General features: G+C 51.1%; 28 protein-coding genes. 17 read left to right on the top strand and 11 right to left on the bottom strand.

Annotated elements, in window-relative coordinates:
• Positions 1–178: 178 nt before the first annotated feature.
• Both ACTS3T_RS17355 and ACTS3T_RS17360 read left to right on the top strand, forming a co-directional pair.
• On the top strand, positions 179–706 hold the full coding sequence (locus ACTS3T_RS17355; RefSeq protein WP_377962193.1) for a hypothetical protein: 528 nt from the start codon (positions 179–181) through the stop codon (positions 704–706).
• A 418-nt stretch (positions 707–1,124) separates the two neighbouring features.
• Positions 1,125–1,676 carry a pentapeptide repeat-containing protein gene (locus tag ACTS3T_RS17360; protein ID WP_377962190.1) on the top strand — a complete coding sequence of 184 codons (552 nt, stop codon included), beginning with the start codon at positions 1,125–1,127 and terminating at the stop codon, positions 1,674–1,676.
• Positions 1,677–1,700: 24 nt separating this feature from the next.
• On the opposite strand, the gene ACTS3T_RS17365 is transcribed toward ACTS3T_RS17360, so the two are convergent.
• The gene (locus ACTS3T_RS17365; RefSeq protein WP_377962188.1) at positions 1,701–1,967 is read right to left on the bottom strand and encodes a hypothetical protein; all 267 of its coding nucleotides are present in this window, start codon (positions 1,965–1,967) and stop codon (positions 1,701–1,703) included.
• Positions 1,968–2,015: 48 nt separating this feature from the next.
• Positions 2,016–2,303 (bottom strand): hypothetical protein, encoded by a 288-nt coding sequence (locus ACTS3T_RS17370; RefSeq protein ID WP_377962185.1) that lies wholly within the window; start codon positions 2,301–2,303, stop codon positions 2,016–2,018.
• A gap of 145 nt (positions 2,304–2,448) precedes the next feature.
• Here ACTS3T_RS17370 and ACTS3T_RS17375 point away from each other — a divergent pair, with 145 nt between their 5' ends.
• Both ACTS3T_RS17375 and ACTS3T_RS17380 read left to right on the top strand, forming a co-directional pair.
• Positions 2,449–2,622, top strand: coding sequence for a hypothetical protein (locus ACTS3T_RS17375; RefSeq protein ID WP_377962182.1), 174 nt, complete (start codon positions 2,449–2,451; stop codon positions 2,620–2,622).
• A 153-nt stretch (positions 2,623–2,775) separates the two neighbouring features.
• Positions 2,776–3,441, top strand: a complete 666-nt coding sequence (locus tag ACTS3T_RS17380; RefSeq protein ID WP_377962179.1) for a hypothetical protein — start codon at positions 2,776–2,778, stop codon at positions 3,439–3,441.
• Between the two features lie 251 nt (positions 3,442–3,692).
• Here the strand turns inward: ACTS3T_RS17380 and ACTS3T_RS17385 are convergent, their stop codons facing one another.
• From ACTS3T_RS17385 to ACTS3T_RS17400, 4 genes are all read right to left on the bottom strand, one after another.
• Entirely contained in the window at positions 3,693–4,517 is an 825-nt protein-coding gene (locus tag ACTS3T_RS17385) for a sulfite exporter TauE/SafE family protein (RefSeq protein ID WP_377962176.1), read from the bottom strand.
• Positions 4,518–4,582: 65 nt separating this feature from the next.
• Positions 4,583–6,175, bottom strand: coding sequence for an Hsp70 family protein (locus ACTS3T_RS17390; RefSeq protein ID WP_377962173.1), 1,593 nt, complete (start codon positions 6,173–6,175; stop codon positions 4,583–4,585).
• An 83-nt stretch (positions 6,176–6,258) separates the two neighbouring features.
• The gene (locus ACTS3T_RS17395) at positions 6,259–7,098 is read right to left on the bottom strand and encodes an EI24 domain-containing protein (protein ID WP_377962171.1); all 840 of its coding nucleotides are present in this window, start codon (positions 7,096–7,098) and stop codon (positions 6,259–6,261) included.
• A 90-nt stretch (positions 7,099–7,188) separates the two neighbouring features.
• Positions 7,189–7,737 (bottom strand): hypothetical protein, encoded by a 549-nt coding sequence (locus ACTS3T_RS17400; RefSeq protein ID WP_377962168.1) that lies wholly within the window; start codon positions 7,735–7,737, stop codon positions 7,189–7,191.
• A 111-nt stretch (positions 7,738–7,848) separates the two neighbouring features.
• On the opposite strand from ACTS3T_RS17400, the gene ACTS3T_RS17405 reads away from it, so the two are divergent.
• Positions 7,849–9,126, top strand: coding sequence for a cyclic nucleotide-binding domain-containing protein (locus ACTS3T_RS17405; protein WP_377962166.1), 1,278 nt, complete (start codon positions 7,849–7,851; stop codon positions 9,124–9,126).
• Here the strand turns inward: ACTS3T_RS17405 and ACTS3T_RS17410 are convergent.
• Entirely contained in the window at positions 9,121–9,591 is a 471-nt protein-coding gene (locus ACTS3T_RS17410; protein ID WP_377962163.1) for a nitrate reductase associated protein, read from the bottom strand. The genes ACTS3T_RS17405 and ACTS3T_RS17410 overlap by 6 nt on opposite strands.
• A gap of 463 nt (positions 9,592–10,054) precedes the next feature.
• Between ACTS3T_RS17410 and ACTS3T_RS17415 the strand changes: the two genes are divergently transcribed.
• The 3 genes from ACTS3T_RS17415 to ACTS3T_RS17425 are packed head-to-tail and all read left to right on the top strand — an operon-like array spanning position 10,055 to position 11,181.
• On the top strand, positions 10,055–10,270 hold the full coding sequence (locus tag ACTS3T_RS17415; protein ID WP_377962161.1) for a DUF2997 domain-containing protein: 216 nt from the start codon (positions 10,055–10,057) through the stop codon (positions 10,268–10,270).
• A gap of 45 nt (positions 10,271–10,315) precedes the next feature.
• Complete coding sequence (locus ACTS3T_RS17420; RefSeq protein WP_377962159.1) at positions 10,316–10,708, top strand: DUF1257 domain-containing protein; 393 nt, start codon at positions 10,316–10,318, stop codon at positions 10,706–10,708.
• Between the two features lie 32 nt (positions 10,709–10,740).
• Positions 10,741–11,181, top strand: coding sequence for a ferredoxin (locus ACTS3T_RS17425; protein ID WP_377962157.1), 441 nt, complete (start codon positions 10,741–10,743; stop codon positions 11,179–11,181).
• An 81-nt stretch (positions 11,182–11,262) separates the two neighbouring features.
• Here the strand turns inward: ACTS3T_RS17425 and ACTS3T_RS17430 are convergent, their stop codons facing one another.
• Together ACTS3T_RS17430 and ACTS3T_RS17435 are read right to left on the bottom strand one after the other, a co-directional pair.
• On the bottom strand, positions 11,263–12,534 hold the full coding sequence (locus ACTS3T_RS17430) for a DUF4335 domain-containing protein (RefSeq protein WP_377962154.1): 1,272 nt from the start codon (positions 12,532–12,534) through the stop codon (positions 11,263–11,265).
• A gap of 2 nt (positions 12,535–12,536) precedes the next feature.
• A complete protein-coding gene (locus tag ACTS3T_RS17435) occupies positions 12,537–13,112 on the bottom strand; it encodes a DUF3038 domain-containing protein (protein ID WP_377962151.1) in 576 nt (191 codons plus the stop codon).
• Between the two features lie 443 nt (positions 13,113–13,555).
• Between ACTS3T_RS17435 and ACTS3T_RS17440 the strand changes: the two genes are divergently transcribed.
• Both ACTS3T_RS17440 and ACTS3T_RS17445 read left to right on the top strand, forming a co-directional pair.
• Positions 13,556–15,814, top strand: a complete 2,259-nt coding sequence (locus tag ACTS3T_RS17440) for a sensor histidine kinase (protein WP_462935285.1) — start codon at positions 13,556–13,558, stop codon at positions 15,812–15,814.
• Positions 15,815–15,899: 85 nt separating this feature from the next.
• A complete protein-coding gene (locus ACTS3T_RS17445) occupies positions 15,900–16,661 on the top strand; it encodes an SDR family NAD(P)-dependent oxidoreductase (RefSeq protein ID WP_377962229.1) in 762 nt (253 codons plus the stop codon).
• A gap of 54 nt (positions 16,662–16,715) precedes the next feature.
• On the opposite strand, the gene pntB is transcribed toward ACTS3T_RS17445, so the two are convergent.
• Complete coding sequence (gene pntB / locus ACTS3T_RS17450) at positions 16,716–18,152, bottom strand: Re/Si-specific NAD(P)(+) transhydrogenase subunit beta (protein ID WP_377962145.1); 1,437 nt, start codon at positions 18,150–18,152, stop codon at positions 16,716–16,718.
• A gap of 71 nt (positions 18,153–18,223) precedes the next feature.
• Positions 18,224–19,837: a Re/Si-specific NAD(P)(+) transhydrogenase subunit alpha gene (gene pntA / locus ACTS3T_RS17455; protein WP_377962142.1), complete on the bottom strand. Its 1,614-nt coding sequence runs from the start codon at positions 19,835–19,837 to the stop codon at positions 18,224–18,226.
• An 849-nt stretch (positions 19,838–20,686) separates the two neighbouring features.
• On the opposite strand from pntA, the gene ACTS3T_RS17460 reads away from it, so the two are divergent.
• The 7 genes from ACTS3T_RS17460 (at position 20,687) to ACTS3T_RS17490 (ending at position 24,878) form a co-directional block, all read left to right on the top strand.
• Entirely contained in the window at positions 20,687–21,295 is a 609-nt protein-coding gene (locus ACTS3T_RS17460; protein WP_377962139.1) for a DUF2808 domain-containing protein, read from the top strand.
• Positions 21,296–21,338: 43 nt separating this feature from the next.
• On the top strand, positions 21,339–21,476 hold the full coding sequence (rpmH, locus tag ACTS3T_RS17465) for a 50S ribosomal protein L34 (RefSeq protein ID WP_377962136.1): 138 nt from the start codon (positions 21,339–21,341) through the stop codon (positions 21,474–21,476).
• 206 nt (positions 21,477–21,682) lie between these two features.
• Positions 21,683–22,045, top strand: coding sequence for a ribonuclease P protein component (gene rnpA, locus ACTS3T_RS17470; RefSeq protein WP_377962133.1), 363 nt, complete (start codon positions 21,683–21,685; stop codon positions 22,043–22,045).
• Positions 22,045–22,437 (top strand): PH domain-containing protein, encoded by a 393-nt coding sequence (locus ACTS3T_RS17475; protein ID WP_377962131.1) that lies wholly within the window; start codon positions 22,045–22,047, stop codon positions 22,435–22,437. The genes rnpA and ACTS3T_RS17475 overlap by 1 nt, the downstream gene beginning before the upstream one ends.
• A gap of 226 nt (positions 22,438–22,663) precedes the next feature.
• Positions 22,664–23,809, top strand: coding sequence for a membrane protein insertase YidC (yidC, locus tag ACTS3T_RS17480; RefSeq protein WP_377962128.1), 1,146 nt, complete (start codon positions 22,664–22,666; stop codon positions 23,807–23,809).
• Between the two features lie 12 nt (positions 23,810–23,821).
• Positions 23,822–24,322 carry a Jag family protein gene (locus ACTS3T_RS17485; protein WP_377962125.1) on the top strand — a complete coding sequence of 167 codons (501 nt, stop codon included), beginning with the start codon at positions 23,822–23,824 and terminating at the stop codon, positions 24,320–24,322.
• 43 nt (positions 24,323–24,365) lie between these two features.
• Entirely contained in the window at positions 24,366–24,878 is a 513-nt protein-coding gene (locus ACTS3T_RS17490; protein WP_377962122.1) for a YceD family protein, read from the top strand.
• Positions 24,879–24,907: the final 29 nt, after the last annotated feature.

The raw sequence follows: 24,907 nt of genomic DNA on the forward strand, positions 1-24,907 counted from the left end.
ATCGCTATTTAGGTGCAAACCGGCTCAAAGCCAGCTTTTTTATTCAAAAATGAGCTGAAAAAAGCTGGGGAACTTATATTAATTTTGCAAAGTCCCTAAGGGCTACTAATATTCGGTAACTTAAGGGCGATCGCACGGTTGTATAGGTTTTCACAGACACATGGTTCGGCAGCAGGTAATGAAAGCAACATTTCCACTAGTGTGGGTTCTGGGTGGGCTGGGTTTGGGGTTGGGCGTCACCCTGCTTCCGGCTCAGGCACAGCCGCTGGTGATAAGTCAGGCATCGCCCGCTCAGGCAGCGAGAGACTACAGGCGGGCAATGGAGATTGGCTACGCCGCCACTGAACAGGGCGACTATCAAACCGCATTAATTAACTTCCGGCGAGCCTTAGCCGCTCGACCGGGCGATCGCTATGCAACTGCCGCCATCGCTAATGTTCAGTCTTATATTCAGCAAATACGAGCGATCGAGGAGCGCAATCGCCGGGTAGAAACCCTGCAAGCCACCCTCGAAGAAGCTGTCGATGCTCAAGATTGGGTTTGCGCGGCTGCAACCATCGATTCGCTGGTTGCCTTGGTTCCGCCAGATTCAATTGAAAGAGGCCGTTTAGTCGCCTACCGAGGCGAACTGACAGGGCTACTAGAGTCTCGCGTCAATCTAGAAAGCTGGTCTACGGTATGCCCCGCCAACGTCGAAACCGACTGACCTTCAAGCCCTAACCCCACCCACCCTGCACGAACTGCTTCTATCTGAAGCGATCGCCGCTTCTGCTCTAGCCGCTCACAGCCATAGACCTTGTAAACGATGTTGTGAGGGATTTTGGGTTTCGACAAAAAGCTGGCCAAACGCGGCTATCAACTCGCCGCAGACAGTTGCACTTTGCCTTTGCGCTTGTTACATTAGTTTACAGTTAACAAAAATTAATGTAAGCCACTTTTATAGTGGGATGCTTTGGCAAAAGACAACACGTTGGGCGGCTTAAAGGCTCATCCCTTCACCAGCGATCGCTGTAGGCTTACCCTGGCTTTAAGTGTTCTCTGCCTATCCCTGGTTCAAGACACACCCAGCACCCCAAATAGCCGCTTACCCAGACAAACATTGAGACGGAGCAAACCGAGGCACCATGGAGGCAATTCAGCTACTGCAACATTACGCCGTGGGTAAGCGCGACTTTAGCGCTTCGAACTTGCGAGAAACTTGGGTGCCAAAGGCAGAGTTATCAGGAATTATTTTGCGGCGGGCTGATTTGTCTTGTGCCAGTTTTCAGTGGGCCAATTTGGCGCTAGCCGACCTTTCGCACGCTAACCTTTGGCGAGCTAACCTCAAACATGCCAATTTGCACCAGGCCAATCTTTGTCAAGCCGTACTGATTCGTAGTTGCTTAGAGTCGGCAGATTTAACCCAAGCGTGTTTAGCCCAAGCAGACCTGCGGCTAGCTAATTTAGTCAAGGCTCAGCTCAAAGGAGCTAACCTGCAAGGGGCTAATCTTTGTTATGCCGACCTCACGGGGACTGACCTACGAAAGACCGATCTAACGGGTGCGGACTTAACGGGTGCCTGTTTGCAGCGGGCAATGATTCAACCGACGCAGTTAGAGCAAGCAACCTTGGCGCGTGTCAGCCTGGAAACGGCCTTCATTGTTGAGGCAGATGCAGAACTCGCTGCCACACCTTAACTGACCCCGCCAGACTGGCACTCTTCAGGTCAAAAGTAAGCTGGTACGCCACAACTGCGCCCGACAAATCAGCGGGCTATAGCGAACAATTAACGCTCTTTGCTCTAACGATGGCAGTCTTTTGGCGACATCATATTTAGCGATCGCAGCGGCAATTGCCCGCGCATCCGTCTTGGGTACGCCTTCTCGAATCAGCTTCATCCAATAGGCAATGCCAATCTGCTTGATATAGGCATTCTTTTCTAGGCGATCTTCGTTAGTGAGGAGAGGTCGGGTAGATTGTACTAACATTTTGGGGCTTCCTTCGGGGAACAAGTGGGAAAAGTACGAGACTGTCGGCTAACCGCAAATCGGCTGAGGCGGTTCGGACGTTTGAGCCAGCTTCAAACGTCCCAGGCGTCCTTGCAATTCCTGACAAGCACAGGCGCTATTGGTCGCTTTAAAGCCTTCTCTCGGTTCAATCTGCAGCAGACGTTCAACCACTACCTGTTCTTGAGCCGTTAAAGCTTCGTTCAAAATGGCCGAAATCAGGTTATAGCCGTCTCGAAAAGTAATGCACCCCAATTGAAAAACTTGAGATTGAGCGGCGACCGTTGAACCTAAGGGCAGATGGATTGAAGACCACATAAAAGCAAAGGTTGAAACTGACTAGCCTAACTATCCCGTTTTCCCGTCAATTTCTCCGTGACTTCACCCAAGTCCCAGCGTGATCTTTACGCAGATACCCCGTGATGAAAGCAGCGATCGCTCGTGACCAAACTGAGCTTAGCCTGTGACTCAGATTACAACGGCGGGTTCTTTTGAAGAACTTGAGCAACTCAGTAATTTCACTAGCTTATTTTTTAAGACCCTCTACGAACGGATTAGGCTAAAGGCGATCGCCTTGTTAGCCCTTGGTCTAGCCGTAGAAACACGGCTTTGTTTAAGAGTCTGTGATCGCTGCTAATGCTCTGGGGACAATAGAATTAGCGTTTGCTAGAGTAAATCAGTGGTTTTATGTCTGGTAAAAAATAGCACCCCTAACTTACCAGCGTCACGTATGCCCCTTGTTCACCCTTTTGGGAAACAGACATTTAGCCTTTAGGAAGGTCGTCACGATATGAAAATTCGTTCTCTGTTAGGTGCTTCGCTATTAGGGGCTAGCCTGATTGGGCTATCAGGGGCTGGCGCTAGCGCAGCCACCCAGTGTAACGCCGGAACTGTCAGCTTTAGTTTAGGTGCTTCTGGCCAAGACGCATTAGCCTGTATTGGCTCCTTCAGCGGTAATGATACCGGGGCACAAGGTACGCTTCTGAGTGAGTTAAACAGCATTGATTTCACTAGCTCAGAATGGGACATCTTCAGCATTGATGAGTCCACCATTAGCGGTTGGGAGATCTTGGCTAAGTCAGATGACGCGGGTAGTGGCCTCATTTCCAACAATGGTGGTACCGCAGGTGCTTGGAGCTTTAACAACACCGATGGCGACATTGATGGCCCGTTTGTCTTGAGCTTGAAAGCCAGCAACTCCTGGAGTGCCTACTTCTTCGACAACTATCAGCAAGCCACAGCAGCGCTGGTTGGAACGTTTGAAACAGATGGGGTTTCTACCAACAATCGTGGACGGGCACAAGGTCTCTCCCATGCCACCATTGCGCGGGCCATCTTTACGCCCAAAGATTCAGGGCCAGCTAGCCAAGAGATTCCTGAACCCGGTGCAGTAGCAGCGTTGGGTCTATTTGCGCTCGGTACTGTTCGCACGCTTAAAAAGCGTACTCTGCAGTAATCTGCCATCAGGGGTGTATCACCAAGGTTCCTTAAGTTCGCTAACAACGCTAATTTCGCTCCGCTTTATCTTCTCAAACCTGTCTGGGCAAGTCCAACTTGGGATTTGCCCAGTTATTTTTGGGGGATAGAAGAAAAGCTTTCTGTCAGAGGCTTTCAGTCATGGAGGGTCTTCCGCTGGTGGCTACGGCTATAAATGCGCGTTGCGTTGCTCAGCTAGAAAGACTTGCAGCTACAACAAGACCAGGTTGGTTAGCGGGCATACGTCTGCCATGCCTGCCAAAAGATATAAAAAGCCAAAATTCCCAGCATCGTCCGGAAAAGCCAGCTCACCACTTTGTCCGACAATCTTGGCAAAAACCGTGTGCTGATCTGCACTCCCACCAAGCCCCCTAGCCCCAGTAATAAGCCTGGTCTAAACAAAACATTGCCTTGCAAAGCGTGGCCGATACAAGCTGAAATGGCCGTAATCACAATCACGCCCAGACTAGTCCGCACAGCCATTTTGATCGTTTCGCCCAGCAGCAAAATTTGTAGCGGCACCATAATGACCCCGCCCCCAATGCCAAACAGCCCTGCCAAAAAGCCAGCCGTTCCCCCGGTAATCAGGCGGGCTAGCAATGGATTGAGCGGTAAAGCCGCTTCGCTAGTATCTGTGTTGATCGCCTCTGGTCTGTCAACGGTTTGTGCCTCTTGCAAACTCTTTTGGGCGGTGACTCGCTTGCGCACCCCTACTAAATAGACATTGAGAATCAGCAGACAGCCAAAGGCCAGCAGCAAAATATGAGCCGGAATGCCACTCGCCACCAATGCCCCCAACTGAGCCGTCACCACAGCCGGAAAGCCCAACAGCAGCACCCGGCGCGGACTTAAATAACCCATGCGCCAGTTTTGCCAGCTACCCGTTAGTGACGTTATCAGAATCGACAAACTGCTAGTCGCCACAGCTTGCAATGGCGTAAAGCCGACAGCCACCATCAGCGGTACCAGGACTGTACCGCCCCCAATTCCTAAAAAACCCGCCAAAATGCCAGAAACCAGACCGCCCAAGCCAAGAATTAAACTGCTTTCCCCCATGCTGCCTCTGTCAAAGGGTACTGAGTCACCCTATCGCATTTTGCCTCCTGTCTGGCTGCAATTGCTTAGCTAAGCTGCACAACTGCCTGATCGCTGAGCAAAAAGCGATTCGTCAAAATATCTTCTACCGTGATACGCAAGAAACGGTCGGCATCAATACGGAAGTAAACCCGCACCCGATCGCTACCTGGAAAACCGGGGGGATCGAGAGTTGCAATTGTGCGGGCACCTTCGCGATCGTTGAGGGGCTGCACTTGGGTTGAGCCGCTACGGATTTGACGAGTAACCAGGCGATCGCCCTCAAAATAGACCTCTGTGCGGGTTTCTTCGTCTCCTAACTCGCCCAAAATTAGCTCTAGGCTGGGCTGGTTTTCGGTAGATGCCCCCAACAGCAGTTCTACCGGCTTTTCCATTGGGTAAGGCTGGCCTTGCTGAATAATGGGGTGCCAGTTGTGGCAATTTTGCCGCCGATCCCAATAGCGAATGCCGTAGCTGTGATAGAGAAAATCTTTGACTTCGACTCCCTGCTGTAGCTGTAGGGCACCGTGGGCGATCGCTTCAAACGGGCGATCGCTGCGTACTTTTTCCGGCGCAAAGTGGCGATGAATCCAGTCACGGACAGCAGGCATTTGGGCAGTCCCCCCCACCAAAAGCACCGCCTCAATTTGCGCTAGATCAATTTCTTGCCGCTGAGCCTGCTGCAAAACCTGCTCCAACTTGCTATCTAAGCGTTGAAAAAACTGATTTTCACGCAAAATCTTTTCGAGTTGCGATCGCTCTAGGCTAAGTTCGTAGCTTTCTAAGGTTTCGTCGTTGAAATAAACTTCAGTTGCCTGCTTCTGGCTAGAAAGCTTGATTTTTAGGCGTTCTGCCAGTCGCAGCGTCAACGGGCTAGGGGCAATTGCCTGAGTCTGCTCAAAATAATCAGCCAGCCAGTGGTCAATATCTGCGCCGCCTAGCGCCTCACCTGCTTTAGCTAAAACACGAGCCGTCTTCACCTGCTGGCCTGACTTTTGAGCTAGAGACTGCTGCCCCCACTTGAGCAAAAAGCCCAGCGGCTTGCCACTAGCAGGTGCCGCTAGCTGAACCAGCGACAAATCAAGCGTTCCGCCGCCAAAGTCGATCACCAAAAGGGTTTCGCCCCCCTCCAGGCCATAGCCCAGCGCTGCCGCTGTCGGCTCATCTAGCATTCGCACTTGCTGAATGTCAAGACTTTGACAAACTTGTCCCAACCAGTTGCGGTAGGCTTCAAAACTATCTACCGGAACGGTAAACGTTAAAGCCTCTGGTTGTTCGCGGTGAGCCGCAAGCTGCTGCCAGACCTGCTCAATAAACCATTGACCAATCTGCTCAAAGCTCAGCATCTGCCCGTCTAGATCGGGCAAAAAGCCTTGAATATCGGTGCCAATACCTCGCTTAAAGTTGCGGAAAAAGCGCCTATCCTGAGCCAGGTCTAGCCCGCGATCGCGAACCGTCTGACCCACAATGATGTCTGGAATTTGAGCATTCTTGACATACACCAGGCTAGGAATGAGCGGCGGGTTGTCACCCAACTGCTGTGATAGGGCATTTAAGGAGAGCGTTTCAGGCTGCTGCGTGGCGGCATTCCAGCGAGCTAACACCGTATTGCTGGTGCCAAAATCGATAGCAACGGTCATGGCGGCAGAGGATGAAGGGCTAAATCGAGAGCGTTAGCAGCAGATCTGCTACCCTCCATTAATTCATCAAACCTCATCCGGGATCAAGCCGATTGCCTATAGATGCGATCGCAGAAAAACAGCGTTCCGGCAGTAATACAAAGCGGAATGGCCAGCAAGTTGATCAGCGGCAAGCTCACTAAGCCCAAGCACAGCAAACCAAAGCTAGCACTCGCTGGCAGTGTCTGGAGAATGAGTTGTAGCTTGGTTCGAAACCGCAGCCGTCGCCGTTCTAAGGGTGGATCTAAAAAGTCTAAGCAGACGATTGTTGTCGCTAATGCCACGCCCCCTACACTGGCCACCAACGTTCCTAAGCCAGGTGCCAGGTTACAAAGCAGCAACACGCTACCAACCGCGATCGCCAGCAGAATTTTTTTTACTTCAAAGGCAACCGCTCGGCTCAAGTCGTCCAAGACCGCTAATGGCGTCAGGGGTCGTTCCGTAGGCGGCTGCCCAGTCTTAATTTGCTCTAGTTCTTCCGAAAGCTTGCCGTAAAAAGGTGACCCCAGCAAACTGCCAAACTGCAGCAGTAGCAACCCCATCACCCCCAGTAGCAGCAGCAACAAAAGCGCCTGAATGCCATAGCGCACGAAGGCTAACCAATCAGGCAAAGTCGCCAAATAAGTTTCGATATAGGCATCTAGCCGCCGTAAGCCAAACCAAAACACGCTGGTATAGAGCAGCCCACCCAGCAGCAGATTAATCATCAAGGGCCAGATAACGTAAGGGCGTAGCTGAGGATGCCGCTGTAGCAGCCGTAGCGCCCGTAGCGGGTAAGCCGCGCCGACAAACAAGCCACCCAACCCAGCGCCATTGGGCGCAAGGCCAGACGGCTGGGAGATGTCTCCCTGGCCTTTCAGCGCTCCCTTGCCTTGTTTACTCATTCACCCAAAGCTGAAGCTCACTCAGCCACCGATGGTTTGCTCCTTGGTTAGGTCAGGGCTAAAATCTTTGCAAACCAACCCTAATTACGATTACGGGGTATGGCTAGCCACCACCACTAGACCAATCAGGCCACCGATGCCTAGCCCCAGCACCGCAGTCCCGGCCACGACCAGCATAGCCGCTCCACGCTTAAAAATAAGCAGCAGGCGATCGCCTAAAAATGCCGTCATAATTGAACTCAGCGCCACAGCGACAATCGCGACTATCCCTATTTTGAGGACGCTGAGGGCTACATTGGTAGGGGTGATCTGCTCTAAATCAAGGGTGCCGCCATAGTTCATAGCGATCGCTAGCGCCACCACCAGCAAACCCACGCCCAAAATTGCCAGTGCCGCCAGCGAGTTAGCCGCCAACCAGCGAAACCGTCCCAAAGAAATTGGCCCTGCTAAAGCGATCGCCTGTAGCAGCGTTCCTAGTAGAGCCAAAATCCAAATCCAGGGGGGCGCTGGAAAGGAAGCCAAAAATAAGCCTACAAAACCATACAGCAGGCCACACAATATCAGCAGTCCCCAAGGCACTGTTTTCTCTTGCCCGGAGCGCGGTGAACGAGAGCGGCGACGACGGGAAGATCCTTTCATAGGCGGTATCTTCTAAATGAGCGTGGAGACAATTGCCCAGGGCAATCCCTGGTTTGAGTATACCGAGGGCAGCGCTTCCGTGAGAGACTAAGTGGGGAGTTGGGAGATTTCATGCCAGTTGCATTCAACGCTCTGCTACAGGGGTTATTAGGCGCTTCCAGTTTACTCATTGGCGGCCTACTCGGTACCTACTGGCAACCCAGCCGGGTTTTTTCAGCCGCAATTATGGCTTTTGGTAGCGGTACGCTGCTATCGGCGATCGCTTTTGATATTTCGCTGCCAGTTTACCAAGTTAGTGGCTTTTGGCCACTTCTGGTTGGGTTTTTAATTGGCGGCACTCTCTTTACGTCAATCATTAGTTATATCGATCAGCAGGGCGGCTTTATCCGCCATCCTTCGTCGTCTCGCCGTTTTTTGTACCATCAGCGCCAAGAAGAAACCTCAGAAATCCTCGATCGCATCTCCCACGTTGAAATTCTCCACACCCTCTCACCCGCTGAGATGCAAGCCATTATTCCTTTGCTTAAACCGCTTTCGGTTGAAGCGGGGACGCTGCTTTGCCAAGAAGGTGCCCCTGGCGATGCCCTATTTTTAATCGTCACCGGAGAAGCCCAAATTATTAAAGGGCAGCAACTTTTGGCGCTGCTTGGCCCCGGTGAAATGTTTGGCGAGATGGCGTTGCTCACGGGCGAAGAGCGATCGGCTAGCGTAGTTGCTGGTACGCCGATGGAGCTATACGAGCTAGACAAAGTAGACTTTGATGCCATGCTGGAGCGATCGCCCCAGCTTGCTAGCGGCCTCAGCCGTATTTTGGCTAGGCGCTTACGCGACACCACACAAACCACCCTCCGCAGCCTGGAAACCGATGGCGCTTGGCGACGGCAAGTTCTAGACAGTGTCGAAATTGACCTGCCCCTCCCTGAGCAGCAGGCGATGCTGTTGCAACTGAGCAAAAACACAGCCCCTCTAGCCATTTTGGTCGGCACGTTGATTGATAACATTCCGGAGTCAGCCGTGCTGGGGTTAACGGCTGGCAGCTATGACATGAGTAGTTCGTTTTTGATGGCCGTGTTTATTTCCAATATTCCAGAAGCGCTGTCTAGCTCAACTGGAATGCGGCAAGCAGGCACTTCGGCCAGCCGCATCTTAACCCTGTGGGTAGGGGCTGTTTTGCTCAGCGGTTTGATGGCTCTTTTAGGGAGCTTGCTCAGTAGCGTAGCCTCTAATTTGGTGATTGCCCTGGCTCAGTCTATTGCGGGCGGGGCGATTTTGGCCATGTTAGCCAGCACTATGATGCCTGAGGCTTATGAGTTAGGCGGCGGTTCTGTGACCTTTTCCACCATTGCAGGCTTTCTAGTGGGCATTTGGGTAACATTCCCTTCGCTATAGCGGCGCGAGTAAGCCAAATTCTCTCAGAGCGGGGACAAAGTTTTGATTTTCGTGGCTGGGGCGACTGAGCTTAATCAGGGCAAAGCGTTGATCTGGTGTGAGCTGTTGCCACTGTTGGGCAGAAATTTCGGCGTTGACGCTGGCAGCTTGGGTCTGAACTGCCGCTGGCACCTGAGCAGCTAACCAGGCGGGCTGAGGATCAATGGGCAGTTCTTTAGCAGGGGCACCGCTGTAGTGAGTCACGAGCTGCTGCAAATACTGGCGATAGTGGGTCACTTCGGCTGGCGTTGAGCAAGGAAGCTGCGTCAGCGATCGCCGCTCAGCCTGAGTAAACTGATGCCAATGAGCCAGCTTGAGCTTAACGCCACAGGTATCTAATTTCAGGCGTACCTGCATCGGTATGCAACGCAGGGATTCGACAAAATCAGCTTCAAACTCAAAAAAAACAGGCGCTTCTATCGACATAGACAATCAAAAAAGATGACTGAAGGCAGAAAATTGCTGAGCTGAGCGGTCAAGGGCAGGGGCGTCAAAAGGTTAAGTTATATTTCTATTGCAAATTTGGCTTTGAACGTTGTCAAGCCGGGTCTGCTCGGCCTTGTCGCTGGGCTTAGGCTCTCAAGCCCTTATATTTGGGCTGTTTAGACAAATCTAACTAGCGGTAGAGCAAAGCTGTTTACAAAGTTTACTATTCTTGACTGAGACTGAAAGTTGCGCGAAACTAAACAAACAATTAGAGCGATCGCTCATAGTCTCAATAAAATCCGTAAATTTTTTCAATTGCTTGCGCAACGGAATTTGAAAACTTCCCAGTAGCATCTTAGGTAGGTGTTAGCCAGTTTTTGGTAAACAAGCCGCAGATTTTGGGTCTGGTTGCTGCTAGAAAGTGTCGATATTTTGTTTACAAAACTCAGAGGTTAGTGACTTGATGGAAACGCTGGAATTCGTCATCTACCCTGACGGTCGAGTCAAGGAAATGGTCACTGGAATTGTCGGCGCTTCTTGCGCAGAGGTAACAGCGGCTATTGAAGAGCAGCTAGGTCAGGTGCTTAGCCAGCAGCAAACCTCTGAGTACTACGCCCAAACCCAGCCACAAACTGTTCAGGCTGTTTCAGAAGCTCAGGTTTCTTTTAGTCAGTGGTAGATATCGCTTTGTTCTCTCTCACAATTTAGTTTCTGCGCAGTTAACATGTCTCACTTTAGCCAAATCAAAACTAAAATTCGTAACCTCACCTCTTTGCAATCTGCCCTTTCTGATCTGGGCACCGATTGGAAAGCTGGCCCTCAGCCTGTGCGAGGCTATCAAGGGCAAACTCAAACGGCAGAAGTCGTCATTGAGCAAGCCAACGGTTATGATATCGGCTTTCGCCGCAATCCGGAAACCGCAGAGTATGAGCTAGTTGCAGACTTGCAATACTGGCAGCAACCCTGGTCAGTCGATGGTTTTCTCAACCAGGTAACTCAGCGCTATGCTTACCATACCGTTTTGACGGAAACCTCTCAGCAAGGCTTTCAGGTGGCTGAACAGCAAGAGCAAGCAGACGGCTCGATTCGTTTAGTTTTGCAGCGCTGGAGCGCATAGCGTCGTTTGAGCTGTCGAGAGCAGCATGGCTTGTGAATCAATTTGATCGGTCTTCAGAAAATCAAACGGGCTTAGAACCGGAATTAGGGGGGTATCTGCGCGATCGCACTTCGCGTTCGGGTTTAGAACCTGAGTTAGGAGGTGCCGTTCGCCAGCGGGGTGTTTATGTTGATGAGCTGACCTGCATCGGTTGCAAAAACTGTGCCCATGTGGCTCGCAACACATTTTACATAGAACCCGACTACGGACGGGCGCGAGTTGTGCGCCAAGATGGTGACCCCGATGAGGTGATTCAAGAAGCAATTGATACCTGCCCGGTAGACTGCATCCACTGGATGGACTACACGGAGGTACGGCGGCTCGAAAACGAACGACGCTATCAGGTGATGCCTGTTGTTGGCTTCCCGGCTGACAAAGCGGTTTCGGCAGCGCGGCGACGGCGTTTGCGGCAGAAAGGTTTGCAGCAGTCTTAGGAGCCATTGAGGCACGTTGCCTTTTTAAGAAAACACTCAATTCAAAACCAGCGGAGCGCTCAACAGCGCTCTTTTTTGTTTTTAGGGCAAGGCCGTTTCAATTTCTCCGGTTGGAGTCAGGGTAACTCGCACAGTCAACCCCTCACCCCCCGGGGGAGAAAAGACCGGGCCATCGTCCGTGGCAACCACTGGCAGGCGATCGCGGTAAGCAGCGGCTGATTCGTTAACAGGGTTGACGGCGGCAACAGAGCCATCCGCCGCCAGTACCCAGTCATAAACCAAATCAGTTTCTAAAGTGGCTTCAGGTTGCCAAGCTTCAGCTAAGTATCGTTGGATTTCAGCTAGCTGCGGCAGTTGCGTCGGCGCGGCTTCTAAGCTAGGACGACTGCGGGAAAACTCAGCCGGGGCTGGGGCACTGGCGATCGCCGAGGAGTCGGCTGTCTCTTCTGGAGTGTCGTCGCCTCTATCAGGCGCACTAGAGGCGACGGGAGCCGACGTTTCAGGCGACTCAGCGGCAGGAGGCGCGGCGGCTGGCTGCTTCGTCTGCGGAGGGGGGGCAGATGACGGAGCAGCGTTACCGGGGGCTGGCTGGGGAGCTGGGGGAGGCGTCCCGCCAGCTGCTTGATTAGAGTTGGTCGCTGGCGGAGCAGTGGTGGCTGGCAAACGATTCTCTGGCTGATTGGCATCAGGCGAGGTTGGAGAGGGAGCCGGGGGGTCTAGTTCCGCCTCAGCCTCTGTCAAAACCTCGGCGGTTTGATCGCCAGCCGTTTGCGCAGTTTCTAGAGATGGCGGCGAGGGCTGGAGCAAAGTGGCTACTCCAACGGCTAGCAATAAGCTAGCGGCGGCTGTGCCTGTGTAAGTAAAAGTGCGCCAGCGGGGGCGGGACTGGGGAGCGGGTGGCAGCGCGATCGCCTCTGCTTCAAAATTTTCTAGCACGGTCACTAAATCAGCCAGTTCCAGGGTCGTTAGATCCCACTCAGCGGGTTGGGGCGCTAAATGCCCTAGATGAAGACGGTGCTGCGTTAACCCTTGAGCCACCAAAAAAACATCAGCAGCGGTGGGCGGTTTCTGCTGCTGAGCGGTTGTATCCATCGTTGGCGCTGAGGTTACAGCCATTAAGAGCTGAGACTGTGTGTAGCTTTGTATCGCTGCTGTTAGCGCCGCCAACTGCGGCTGCCCGCCCTTAAGTTGGCGCGAATGGGATGTAATCGGTTGCCGCGTTAAGCGAAAGCGAAGTTTTTGAATCACCGGGCGATCGCTCCAGCCTGAGAGCACTGAGGTATTACCCACTACCTCCAGTACCCAAGACTCTGAAACGTAACGCCGATGAATAGACTGCGAGGAAGGAGCCATGCTTAGGTAAGCGCTTTGCGCCGCGATCGCTCCAACAAGGCCAGCCAGAGACGGCGATCGCCATTGGGAGCGCTATAAAACAACAGATCAATTAATAGTCTTAACGCTAGCTGCTCCAAGCCCTGGTGGGAAAAAGCTGGACTTTCTTCCATACGCTCTTGGTAAGTATTACTAAAAGCATCCAGATAGTCTCCTAAAATGGCCGCTTGATAAGGCGGCTGCTTTTTCGCCGTCAGTTCTTCCAATTTGGCGATCGCCTGCCGAATCGACGACCGCTGCTGCTGCGCCAGATGACAAATCACCACCACCAGGGCTTTAGCTTCCTCAATATCTAGCTTTTTGCGCCCTTGACCTTTGCGCAGCGGGCTAGACTGCCGCAGCCGCCAAAGGCTCACCCGATCTGACATCAGCGCTGCAAACCCCAGGGTTTGAGCTGCGGCTAGCACCGCCTCTGAACCTAGCCCCGCCAGTGCTTCTAATGCCAGCAAAATCAAGTCTAGCTGAGCTTTAATGTCATCTAACTGAGCAGGGACAGGGGCTTGAGAAAACAGGAGATTATCAGCAGCCGAAGCATCCACAATTCACACCACATCTTTAGACTAGGCGATCGCCCTTATCTTGCCACGAGCAGTTACCGTTTCTGAAACCTCTATATGACAGTTTTGGGGCAACTTAGCCGTTCACACCAAGGTCCGCCAATTGCCCCCTGTCCCTGCCGCCGCTTGCAAGTTTGCGCTGCAGCCGACTATCAAGCGCATAAAGGGATAGAATTCCCCTGTCAGGTACCCTTCAGAGGTTGATCCGCAAAATTGAGTGGTTTCTGATTGTTAGCTTGAATACAAGATTTGGCCGATTTTTTTTCAGGTAGCTGTCGCTATCGTTGAGCTACTGAGTATGTTTCTTCAATTTTAATTACTCCCAACGTCATCTTGCTGGTAATTAAGTACCCATTCCTATCCGGGCAAACTAACGGCAGTAAGATTTCGCCAGATCGATGAACGGTAAAATTGCCTCAACCGCTGTGACTTTAAGTTCTCCACAGCCGCCTCAAGCCAACCCAAAGCAGCCTCAGCGAATTTCTCTGCGTCTGATTTTGGTGGTTCCGTTCGTTCTACAAATCTTTGCTGCGGTTGGTCTGACGGGCTATTTATCTTTACGCAATGGCCGTCAGGCAGTCAATGAGCTAGCTTCTGAGCTACGCAATGAGGTGAGCGATCGCATTGATCAGCATCTCGACAGCTACTTAGACATTCCCCACAAAGTTACTCAAACCAGTGCCAACGCTATTAATGTTAACGGCATCGATTTGCAAAACCAGGCTCAGCTAGAAAAATTTTTGTGGAAACAGCTAAGAACTTTTAACATTGACTACATTCTGCTCGGTTTTGAAAATGGCGACTATACGGCGGCTGGCTACTCTAGCGAGGATGAACAGCGCATTACCTTCGATATCGTCTCACCTCAAATGCAGAATGGCAGCAACCATGTGTTGTTTTGGGAAACTGACGCCCAGGGCAATCGAACCAGAGTGATTGATGACGGTGGCCCTTTTGCCGCTCAAAACGAAGGTTGGTATGCCGAAGTCATTGCCAAAGAAACGGCGGTTTGGAGTCCGGTCTATAACTGGTTAGTAGAGCCTTACAACCTGGCGATCGCCTTTGCCCAGCCAATCTATGATGAAAATAACAATCGCATTGCCGTTTTAGCTGCTGAGCAACACTTAGCGCAGATTAGCCATTTTCTGCAAGACTTGCGCGTTAGCCCGTCCGGACGCGTGTTTATCATTGAGCGCAGTGGGTTACTCATTGGCAGTTCTGCTGAGGAAATGCCCTACAAAATTTTAGCGGGCACACCCCAGCGATTAGCAGCCATCGATAGTTCTGATCCGCTCATTCAAGCAACAGCCCAACATTTAAACCAGCGTTTCACCTACCTCAGCAGTCTGCAAAAGGCTCATCAGTTTAGTTTTGAACTTGAAGGTCGCCAGCAATTTGTGCGGGTAACCCCCTGGCAAAATCAGCAGGGTTTGGATTGGCTGGTGGTCGTTACCGTACCCGAAGCCGACTTTATGGGGCAAATTCGGCAGAATACCCAAACGACGATTATGCTTTGCCTAGCAGCGCTCATCGTTGCAACTCTGCTGGGAATTCTGACGGCTCGCTGGATTATTCGCCCCGTTTTGCGGCTGAATCAGGCTTCTCAAGCGATCGCGGCTGGTAAATTTAGCCAAACAGTCACCGAAAATTCAGCCATTGCCGAACTCAATGCCCTGGCAGCCTCTTTCAATCAGATGGCAAAGCAGCTAAAAGATTCTTTTGTTGCTCTAGAGCAGGTTAATCAAGCCCTAGAAGGCAACAACGTAGATCTCGAAAATCGTGTGCGCCGTCGCACCAAAGAACTTTCCCAAGCACTGAACAACCTACGACAGGCGCAATCTCAGCTTGTACAAACCGAAAAGATGTCTAGCTTGGGTCAGATAGTTGCTGGGTTAGCGCACGAAATCAACAACCCTGTTAGCTTTATCTATAGCAACGTCCCTCACGCCAGAGAATATATTCGCGATTTAATAGAACTGCTGGCGCTTTATCAGGAGGTTTATCCCTCCGATCAGCCTGCTATCCAGGCCAAAATTCAAGCCATAGACCTGCCTTTTTTAATTGAAGATATACCTAAGCTCTTAGATTCGATGGAGGTAGGGGCTGAGCGCATTTACGAATTAATGCAGTCGCTACATACGTTTTCCCATCTAGACAAGTCAGCCGTCAAAGCGGTTGATATTCATGCGGGTATCGACAGCACCTTGAATCTGCTACAAAATCGCTTAAGAGCTAAACCGCCCCAAGCCGAAATTCGAGTAGAAAAACACTACAGCCAACTTCCGGCAGTCGAGTGCTATGTAGGGCAGCTCAACCAGGTCTTTATGAACCTGCTGACTAATGCCATCGATGCTTTAGCAGAAGTCCGCAAGCAGGCTGACAAACAGCCCACAATCACGATTACAACCCAAAAAACACCTGAAGATCAGGTGTTGATCTCAATTGCAGACAATGGCTTAGGGATTGAAAGTGACCTCTATGACAAGATCTTTGATCCTTTTTTTACCACCAAGGGAGTGGGTGAAGGCACAGGGCTAGGGTTAGCCATTAGCCATCAGATCGTGACGCAAGACCATCAGGGGCAGCTTTATTTCAAGTCGGTTCGCAATCAGGGGACAACTTTTTTCGTCGAAATTCCCCTCCAGAAATCTCCACCCGCTAGTTCCTTGCCCCGCCTGGTTTAAGCAGGCGATCGCGCCTCTTTTTGAGTCCAGCGCATCCTATATTTTCTTTAAAATTAGACAGACTATTTGGAGTAAAGGCGTGACCCTGTTTGATGGTTTAGAGCAAATTAACGCCCTAGTAGTAGGTGCCAGCCAGGGGATTGGGCTGGGTTTTGTCAAACAGCTTTTGTCGCAACCCCAGGTTTCTACCCTCTATGCCACCTATCGTCAACCTCAGACAGCTCCTCATTTGATGGCACTGGCGGCAGGTAGCGATCGCCTGAAGCTTTTGCAAATTGACGTTACCCAAGAAAATCAAATCGTTGCTGGCATTCAGCAGATTCAGCAACACACCCGCCAGCTTCATTGGGTGATTAACTGCGTCGGAATTTTGCACGAAGACAGCCTACACCCCGAAAAAGCCTTGCGGCAGGTTGATCCCGAACAATTGCTGCGCTACTTTCAGGTCAATAGCTTGCCTACCGTTTTGCTGGCAAAACATTTGCTGCCCTTGCTGAAACACAGCGATCGCAGCTTGTTTGCAGCTATCTCCGCCAAGATTGGCAGCATTGGCGACAACCGCTTGGGGGGGTGGTATGGCTACCGCGCTTCTAAAGCCGCCCTCAACATGCTGATGAAAACAGCAGCGATCGAATACAGCCGCAAAAGCCCACAAACGATTTTGACCGTACTACACCCTGGGACGACAGACACAAAGCTGTCTCAACCCTTTCAGCAAAACGTTGCGCCTGAAAAGCTGTTTACAGTCGATCGCACCGTCACCCAACTGATAGAAGTTATGAGGCAGCTTAGCCCAGCCGATAGCGGCGAGTTTTTCTCCTGGGATGGCAGCCGCCTACCCTGGTAAGGCTCAGGCGGGCGCTGCGGCAAAGCGCCCTGCCAAACCAAGCCTGAGAAACCCTCAAGCCGCTGCTAACACCTTGGTCGCTCTAGGCGTTTCTGCTTCAACCAGCTTACCTAAGACAGCATTGACGTTGGCTTTGGCATCCCCAAACAACATCCGCGTATTGTCTTTATAGAACAAGGGATTATCCACCCCGGCATAACCGCTAGAAAGGCTGCGTTTCATCACTATCACCTGCCGCGCCTTCCACACTTCTAGAACTGGCATACCCGCAATCGGGCTAGCCGGGTCTTCAGCCGCGCTGGGGTTGACCGTGTCGTTAGCGCCAATCACAAGCACGACATCGGTTTCGGGAAAGTCTTCGTTGATTTCATCCATTTCCAGCACGATGTCGTAAGGCACATTTGCTTCTGCCAGCAACACATTCATATGGCCAGGTAAACGACCCGCGACTGGGTGAATGCCAAAGCGGACTTGCTTACCCTGCTGGCGGAGGCGCTGGGTAATCTCAGAGACAGCATGCTGGGCTTGGGCGACTGCCATCCCATATCCCGGAACGATAATTACGCTGTTGGCCTGATCCAGTAGCTCGACTGTGTCTTCTACGTCAATTGAGGTGGCCTGACCGCTCGGCGTTTGCGCAGTTGCCCCCTGGCTGCTGCTGCCTGCCCCAAAGCCTCCCAAAATTACGCTAAAAAATGAGCGGTTCATGGCTTTGCACATAATGTAGCTGAGGATAGCGCCGCTACTACCCACCAGTGCCCCTGTGATGATGAGCAAATCGTTGGAGAGCATAAAGCCAGCGGCAGCGGCAGCCCATCCCGAATAGCTGTTGAGCATTGAGATCACCACTGGCATATCAGCGCCCCCAATAGCTAAAACCAGGTGAAGCCCCAGTACCGCTGCGATCGCTGTTGTAACTAGCAAGGGCGTTAGTCCGGCTAGCCCTTCAGCCTGCATAAAGGGAATACCTAGGCCGACAACGGCTATTAGCAGGGACAAATTGAGCAAGTGTCGCCCTGGCAACGTTAGCGGTTTACTGCTCAGAATGGCTCGCAGCTTGCCAAAGGCCACGATCGAGCCAGTAAAGGTAATAGCCCCAATAAACACACCGATATAGATTTCGATTTTGTGGATGGTTTCTTCAACCCCAAGCAGGGTTGGATCGGGCTGGAGATAGTTGGCAACGCCCACTAGCACAGCCGCTAAACCCACAAAGCTATGTAAGATCGCCACCAGTTCTGGCATTGAGGTCATGGCCACCCGCGAAGCCACGATCGCCCCAATCATTACACCAGGCACAATCATGGCGCTAAGGGTGACGTAACCCGTCACTTGGGCGCTCAATGCGGTTGCAACAAAGGCGATCGCCATGCCAGCAATGCCGTAGAGGTTACCCCGACGGGCCGTTTCCTGATTCGAAAGTCCGCCCAAGCTTAAGATAAACAGGGCACTTGCTGCTACGTACGCAACTGTCACTAAATTCTGAGACATCTTTAGAGTAAGTCCGAGTTGTCAAATGATTGGAAACAAAGCTAGAAAGCCTAATAAAGGCAGATAGCCGCTTATTTGCGGAACATCTTCAACATCCGCTGGGTTACCAAAAAGCCCCCTGCAATGTTGATGGTGCCAACCAAAATGGCGATCGCCCCCAAAATGGTGGTCGGAGAACTGAGTTCTCCAGAAATTTGCAGCATGCCGCCGATGATGATGATGCCGCTGATGGCATTGGTCACACTCATCAAAGGGGTATGCAACGCTGGAGCAACATTCCAAATCACCTGCCAGCCGACAAAGCAAGCCAGCACAAACACGGTAAAGTGAGACAAAAACGAAGCGGGCGCGGCCACACCTATACCCAAAAGAGCCAGTCCGGCTAGAGTCGGCCAGAGCCAAGCCAGCGATCGCTGAGGCGCGGGTAAAGGAACCGCTTCAGCCGCCGCTATTGCCTTTGGAGGCGGCGCGGGCGACTGAGGGGTCGGCACCGCCGGACGCGGCGCGGGCCAAGTGACTTCACCTTCATAGGTAACCAATGCCCCGCGAACAACTTCGTCTTCAAAATCCACCCGATAATGTTCAGAACCGCCCATATCACTCAGCAAGTGACAGAGATTAGTGCCATAAAGCTGGCTTGACTGGCTAGCCATGCGGCTGGGTAAATCCGTCAGACCAATAATGGTGACGCCGTGGTGCTGATAAATTTCCCCCGGACGGGTGACTTCACAGTTGCCCCCTTGCTCAGCCGCCATGTCAACCACGACTGAACCGGGCTTCATGCTTTCAACCATCGCTTGCGTGATCAGCAGCGGTGCTTTTTTGCCGGGGATCAAAGCGGTTGTGATGATAATGTCTACGTCTTGCGCCTGTTGAGCAAACAGCGTCATTTCCGCTTCGATAAATTCTTTGCTCATGACTTTGGCATATCCACCCGTTCCAGAGCCGTCTTCTTCAAACGCTAACTCCAGAAACTCAGCCCCCATACTTTGCACCTGTTCTTTGACCACTGGGCGTGTGTCAAATGCTCTGACTACCGCCCCTAGCCCTCGAGCCGTACCAATGGCCGATAAACCCGCTACCCCAGCCCCAATAACTAGCACCTTGCAGGGCGGCACTTTACCCGCCGCTGTGATTTGCCCTGTAAAGAAGCGATCGAAGTGGTTAGCTGCTTCAATCACAGCCCGGTACCCGGCAATGTTAGCCATTGAACTAAGCGCATCCATCTTCTGCGCCCGCGTGATTCTGGGCACAGAGTCCATGGCCAAAGCAGTCGCTTTCCGCGCAGCAAGTTGCTCAACTAAGGCTGTGTTCTGAGCTGGCCAGAGAAAACTAATGAGGGTACTGCCCTCCGGCAGCAGTTCAGCTTCGTGAACATCTAGCTCAGGCTGCCGCTCTGGGGGGCGCACCTTGAGCACGATATCGGCTTCAGCCCAAAGCGATCGCACATCAGAAACAATCTGGCAACCTGCCTGACGGTAAGCTTCGTCGCTAAAGCTTGCAGCCACGCCAGCACCCGATTGCACAAGCACTTCAAATCCTAGCTTCTGTAGCTTTCTAGCCGTTTCAGGCGTAACAGCGACTCGAGCTTCACCCGGAAAAACTTCTTTCGGCACTCCAACTTTTTTAGGAGCTGTTTCTGACCGTTCAATCGACTGAATCTCTTTATCTACAGCAATCGTCATGAATATCCTCTATCATCAAAATGAACAGACACAGCCAACCTGCGCAGCTCTAACAACGTGCGTTAAATCTCGAAACTAAAGGTGTTAGCCAATGACGCCAATCAAGTTTGGGGCTGGCTTTTTAGAGGAGCGACAAACAAGCTTTTGAGCAGCTTTTGAGCTTAAACTTCCAAGGTAATTGAAAGCCTTTCAACAACTTCACGAAAATCAACAACCTTGTCGCTGCAAAATAGCATCTATTCAGAATTTACTACTCCTCAAACTTGTTTTCTTTTGGTCTTGCTCTTTGCATACTAAGGCACGCTTTGAGCAAACAGGGGGCTTCTTTAGCCCTGCTTTATATCTTTAGGTAGGCTGCTATATAGCCAAATTTAGCGCAGGTATTGCCGCGACCTGGCTAAAAATAGCCTAGAGAGCCAATCTGGGTTTTGCAAAAGCTTGTCACAAATTTCAAGCATTTTGTCGAAAGTCTTAAGAAAAGCAAAGACGTTTCCGATTGTTTTTGAAAGTTGCAACTTCTCGAAAACAAAATCAATAAAAAGCAAAATCTTTGCGCATTAACCCGCTTTTCAACTCCATTTTGCTTAAAATTATTTGACCAATTCAGGTGATTTTTAAGAATTATTGCCTGCTAAAACTTCAGCTTTGCGGTAAAGCCCGTTTAGCTGAGTATGATGAAAGGAGCAGTCTGGCACTTTTAGCAGCAATGCTGCGTCACGTAGGTTGGTGTTTACAAGAAACTGTCTGGAATCTTGCTAAAGTCAATGTATAATGTTGAAGTTTTGTAACCGCTCAGCATAACATCAACGCTTTTAAGTTTCAGACACGCTCATGCGAGGAGTGCAAATTATGGCTTTTAACCGTTCTAAGGCTCGTCTCTTTGCCGGTTTAATCTGTTCTGGGCTAGCGATCGCGGGCGCTTGGTCTGGAATTTTTTCAGCAGCGGGGCAAGCTCAAAGCAGCAGTACGCTACCCGGTTTTACTATTTTTGGCGGCGTTGACCCTGACTTTCGGCTACGCTACATCATTGACAACAATACCCCTCGTAATAGCGACGCTCGCTATTACTTGCAGGTAGATAGCAACAAGGTAGAGCGGGGTATTAGCGAAATTGAAATTAGCTACCCAGAAGCGTTTACCCGCAGCCCCAATGGCGCTACGTTAGATCCTGAAAACATTGAGATTCGCATTAACAGCTCTCGAGGAGGGCGGGCAGGCGAGTCGATTCCTCTAGAAAGTGTCACCTGGGATCGAGAAAGCAATCGTCTGGAAATCTACCCTCAAGAGCTAATTCCAGCCGATACCGAGTTTGTAGTGGCTTTGCTTGATGTTCGCAATCCTCGCCGCTACGGTATGCATCAATTCAACCTCAGGGTTCTGTATCAAGGAGACGTCACCCGTCGCTATATCGGTACCTGGCAAGTTGAGTCTGCCGCTGATCGTCCTTGGCAGAGATGATATGATAAAAAACTGCTGATTTTTTTCATTAGGATCATAGGCCATGACTAAGCGCACCCTTGGTGGTACCAATCGCAAGCGCAAGCGCACCTCCGGGTTTCGCGCTAGAATGCGGACAAAAACTGGACAACAGGTTATTAAGGCTCGTCGCCGTCGGGGGCGGGCTAAGCTGGCTGTGTAGTCGCATATCTGCATTTTGACAGCCACGTCATTTAATCAGTTTGTTCGAGTTGTTCAGGTTGGAAAACGATCTGCAAAATTTTCCGATGGGGTTTGGCGGCTGCCTAACCCCATTTTGCGTGAGCGATTTTAGCGATCGCCTCCCCCAAACCAGCAGCCTCGCGTCTGTCAGGTTACCGTTGTTTACCTTTTGCCTTTTCTATTCCTGTGGCTCTGCCAAAGCAGCATCGACTGAGGCACCATAAAGAATTTGCAGCGGTTTATCGCTATGGCGATCGCTGTGCTTCAACCCATCTTTCTATGCGCGGGCTGAAGCCAGGTTTCATCAATGCCTCAGTCAATAGCCCCACTCGCCTGGGTATCTCCATCAGCCAAAAAGTCAGCAAGCGTGCCGTTGTCCGCAATCGGCTCAAGCGTCAAATCAGTGCTGCGCTCTATCAACTTCTGCCACGGCTATCGCAAGGGTGGTGGCTGGTGATTAGCGTTCGCGCTAATGCCGTCGAATGCGAATATGGGCAATTTTTGCGAGAATTGGAAGATATGTTAGAAAAGCTTGAGGTAATTCGTTAATGGGCATCAAAGAAGAGGTCTACTACGAAGGCGGCCCTCATGTCGGTGATTTAATCATCAACATTCTGTTGGGCTTCACAGTCATTTGTATTCCCCTCACAGTTGGAGCGGTAGTTCGCGCTTTGTGGTTACGCTATCGCATCACCGATCGCCGCATTTCAGTCACAGGCGGCTGGATGGGACGGGAGCGCTCCGATATCATTTACGCCGAGGTGGCTAAAGTTGTGACTGTTCCCCGGGGTTTTGGCGCTTGGGGCGATATGGTCGTCACACTCAAAGATGGTAGTCGGCTAGAGCTGCGAGCCGTACCCAAGTTTCGCGAACTGTACGATTACATCAGCGATAAAATTTCGCCGAAAGCGCGTGCCGTTAGCGGCGGCATTGGCGGCTAACGTAACGCTAAGCAGGCCACTTAAGCCAAATAATCTTGAGAGTAAAGAGTGGCCTCCGTTGGAAAGCAAGCTGAACTGATAAGATGGAAAAGCCCTAAGTTAGCCATCTTTGGGAGTCTGCTAGCCTTGTTCTGCTGGCAACCCAAAGCCGGGGAGTGGATGGTTTAACATAGGTAATCTGAAAGGATCGTTTTCGTACAGCCCAGACACTTAAGGCACAGAGCGCATGGATTTTGGCATTGGCTTTCTCTCTAACAACATCATGTTGCCAATCCTGGATTTCTTTTACGGGATTGTGCCGAGCTATGGTTTAGCAATTGTAGCGCTGACCTTAGTTATTCGCTTTGCGCTCTACCCTCTGAACGCAGGCTCTATTCGCAACATGCGGCGGATGAAAGTAGCTCAGCCTTTGATGCAAAAGCGGGTCAAAGAAATTCAAGAGCGCTACAAAGACAACCCCACTAAGATGCAGGAGGAAATGAGCCAAGTCTACAAAGAGTTTGGCAATCCTCTGGCGGGATGTTTTCCAGTTCTCTTGCAAATGCCCATTCTGTTTGCTCTGTTTGCGACTTTGCGGGGGTCGCCGTTTGCAGACATCAGCTACAACGTCAATTTTCAGATCTTTCCGCAAGAGAAGATCGAGCAAATTCAGCCCCAAGCATTTGCAACGCCGCCTAAAAATATCTATGTCGCCGACGGCACCCACTTTCAGGTGGCCGCTGTTGTCCCAGGGGGCAACAAGCTAGTTGAAGGGGAAAAAACTGCTATTAGGCTGCAAACACCGGACGGCAAACCGCTGCAATCTCTAGTTGGCGAGTATGGCGATAGCCAAGATGTCAGTCCTAAATGGCAGATCACCAAAGGCTCAGAGCTAGTCGATATTGACCAAGATGGCAACATCAAAGCCCTCAGCCCTGGAGATGTCACCGTTCAGGTAAATGTACCTGGTCTAGCTGCAGGCCGAGGCTTCTTGTTTATCGAAGCCCTAGGTAGAGTCGGCGTAACAGGCGACAACGGCGAAATCCACTGGGATATTCTAGGTATGGTTCTCTTCTTTGGCATCAGCCTTTACTTGAACCAGGTGCTATCCGGTCAGGGGTCTGACGCTGCCAATCCTCAACAAAATGCAGTAAACAAGTTCACGCCGTTGATTTTTTCCGGTATGTTCTTGTTTTTTCCCTTGCCTGCAGGGGTCTTGATGTATATGGTGATTGCTAACCTGTTTCAAACCCTACAGACCTTCATTTTGTCGCGAGAACCCTTACCCGAAAATTTACAAAAGATTGTAGACGCCGAATCTGCTAAGGCTACTGTGGGTGATGAGCGGCAATCGCTGCCTTTTGAGCCGAAACGCTCTAAGAAGAAAGCATAACGGTTAGATCCTATGACTGAGTCAAAAAACAAAGCAGGTATTGAATGGCTGCAAACTCTTCTTAGACTTTCAGGCCAGGAAATAGCAGTTAAAGCTGAAACAGTCACCGATGAAGCTGGCGTTAGCTATTGGCTCATTATGGACGAAGCTGCTTTGTCAGCAGAACAGATTGAGCAGCTAATTGGTTCACAGGGAACGGTTCTCGATTCGATTCAATATCTGGTCAACACGACGCTCAACTTGGGCGTGCCTCAATCTGAGCAGCAGGCCTACACGGTTGAGCTAGCAGGCTATCGTGCCCGTCGTCAGGATGAGCTAAAAGCGATGGCCGCCAAGGCGGTTGAAGCGGTACAGGCAACCCACAAAGAGTATGAAATTGCGTCGCTCTCTTCAGCCGAGCGACGGCAAATGCATAACTTTCTCAAAGTATATGAAGGATTAGAAACCTTTAGTCGAGGGAAAGAACCCGATCGCCGTTTGGTAGTGCGTCTGCTTGGTTCAGAAGAGGCTTGAGCTTCTGAGCAAATGGCCTGGTAGTCCGCAAAGGTATTTACCGATGGAAGCCATTTATATTCCACAGTTAACCAAAGCTCCCGACAAAACGCTAACGTTTGAGTTTCGGGAACATTTTGACGATTTAGAAACTTTAACGCCTGTTAAAGGTGAGTTACAGATTACCCATCATGGCAACTTTCTAGAGGTACAGGCTCAAGCAGAGGCAATTAAAACGTTGACCTGCTATCGCTGTTTGCAAAATTACAATCATCGAATTGTGGTCGAGGCTTCTGAGCTAGTCTGGCTAGAAGATATTCACGACGAAGCGTTTCCGCTAGAGCGTGAAGTAACCCTAGACGATTTAGTAGAAACGCTTTCGCCTCAAGGCTATTTTTATCCCAGCGAGTGGTTGTATCAACAACTTTGTTTGGCCATGCCTCAGCGGCAACTTTGCGATCGCGATTGTGAAGGCATCCCCCTTACAACTGAGGCGGCTGAGGTGATTGTGGCAGATGAGCGATGGTCTGCCCTGGCGGCGCTTAAGCAGCAGTTGCCCAACTTCCGAGCCGAATAACTTTATCTTTCCAACGTGAAGCCGACTAA

This window comes from Almyronema sp., assembly GCF_052168255.1.
GTDB classification, from domain to species: Bacteria; Cyanobacteriota; Cyanobacteriia; order Phormidesmidales; family Phormidesmidaceae; genus Sphaerothrix; species Sphaerothrix epifaneia.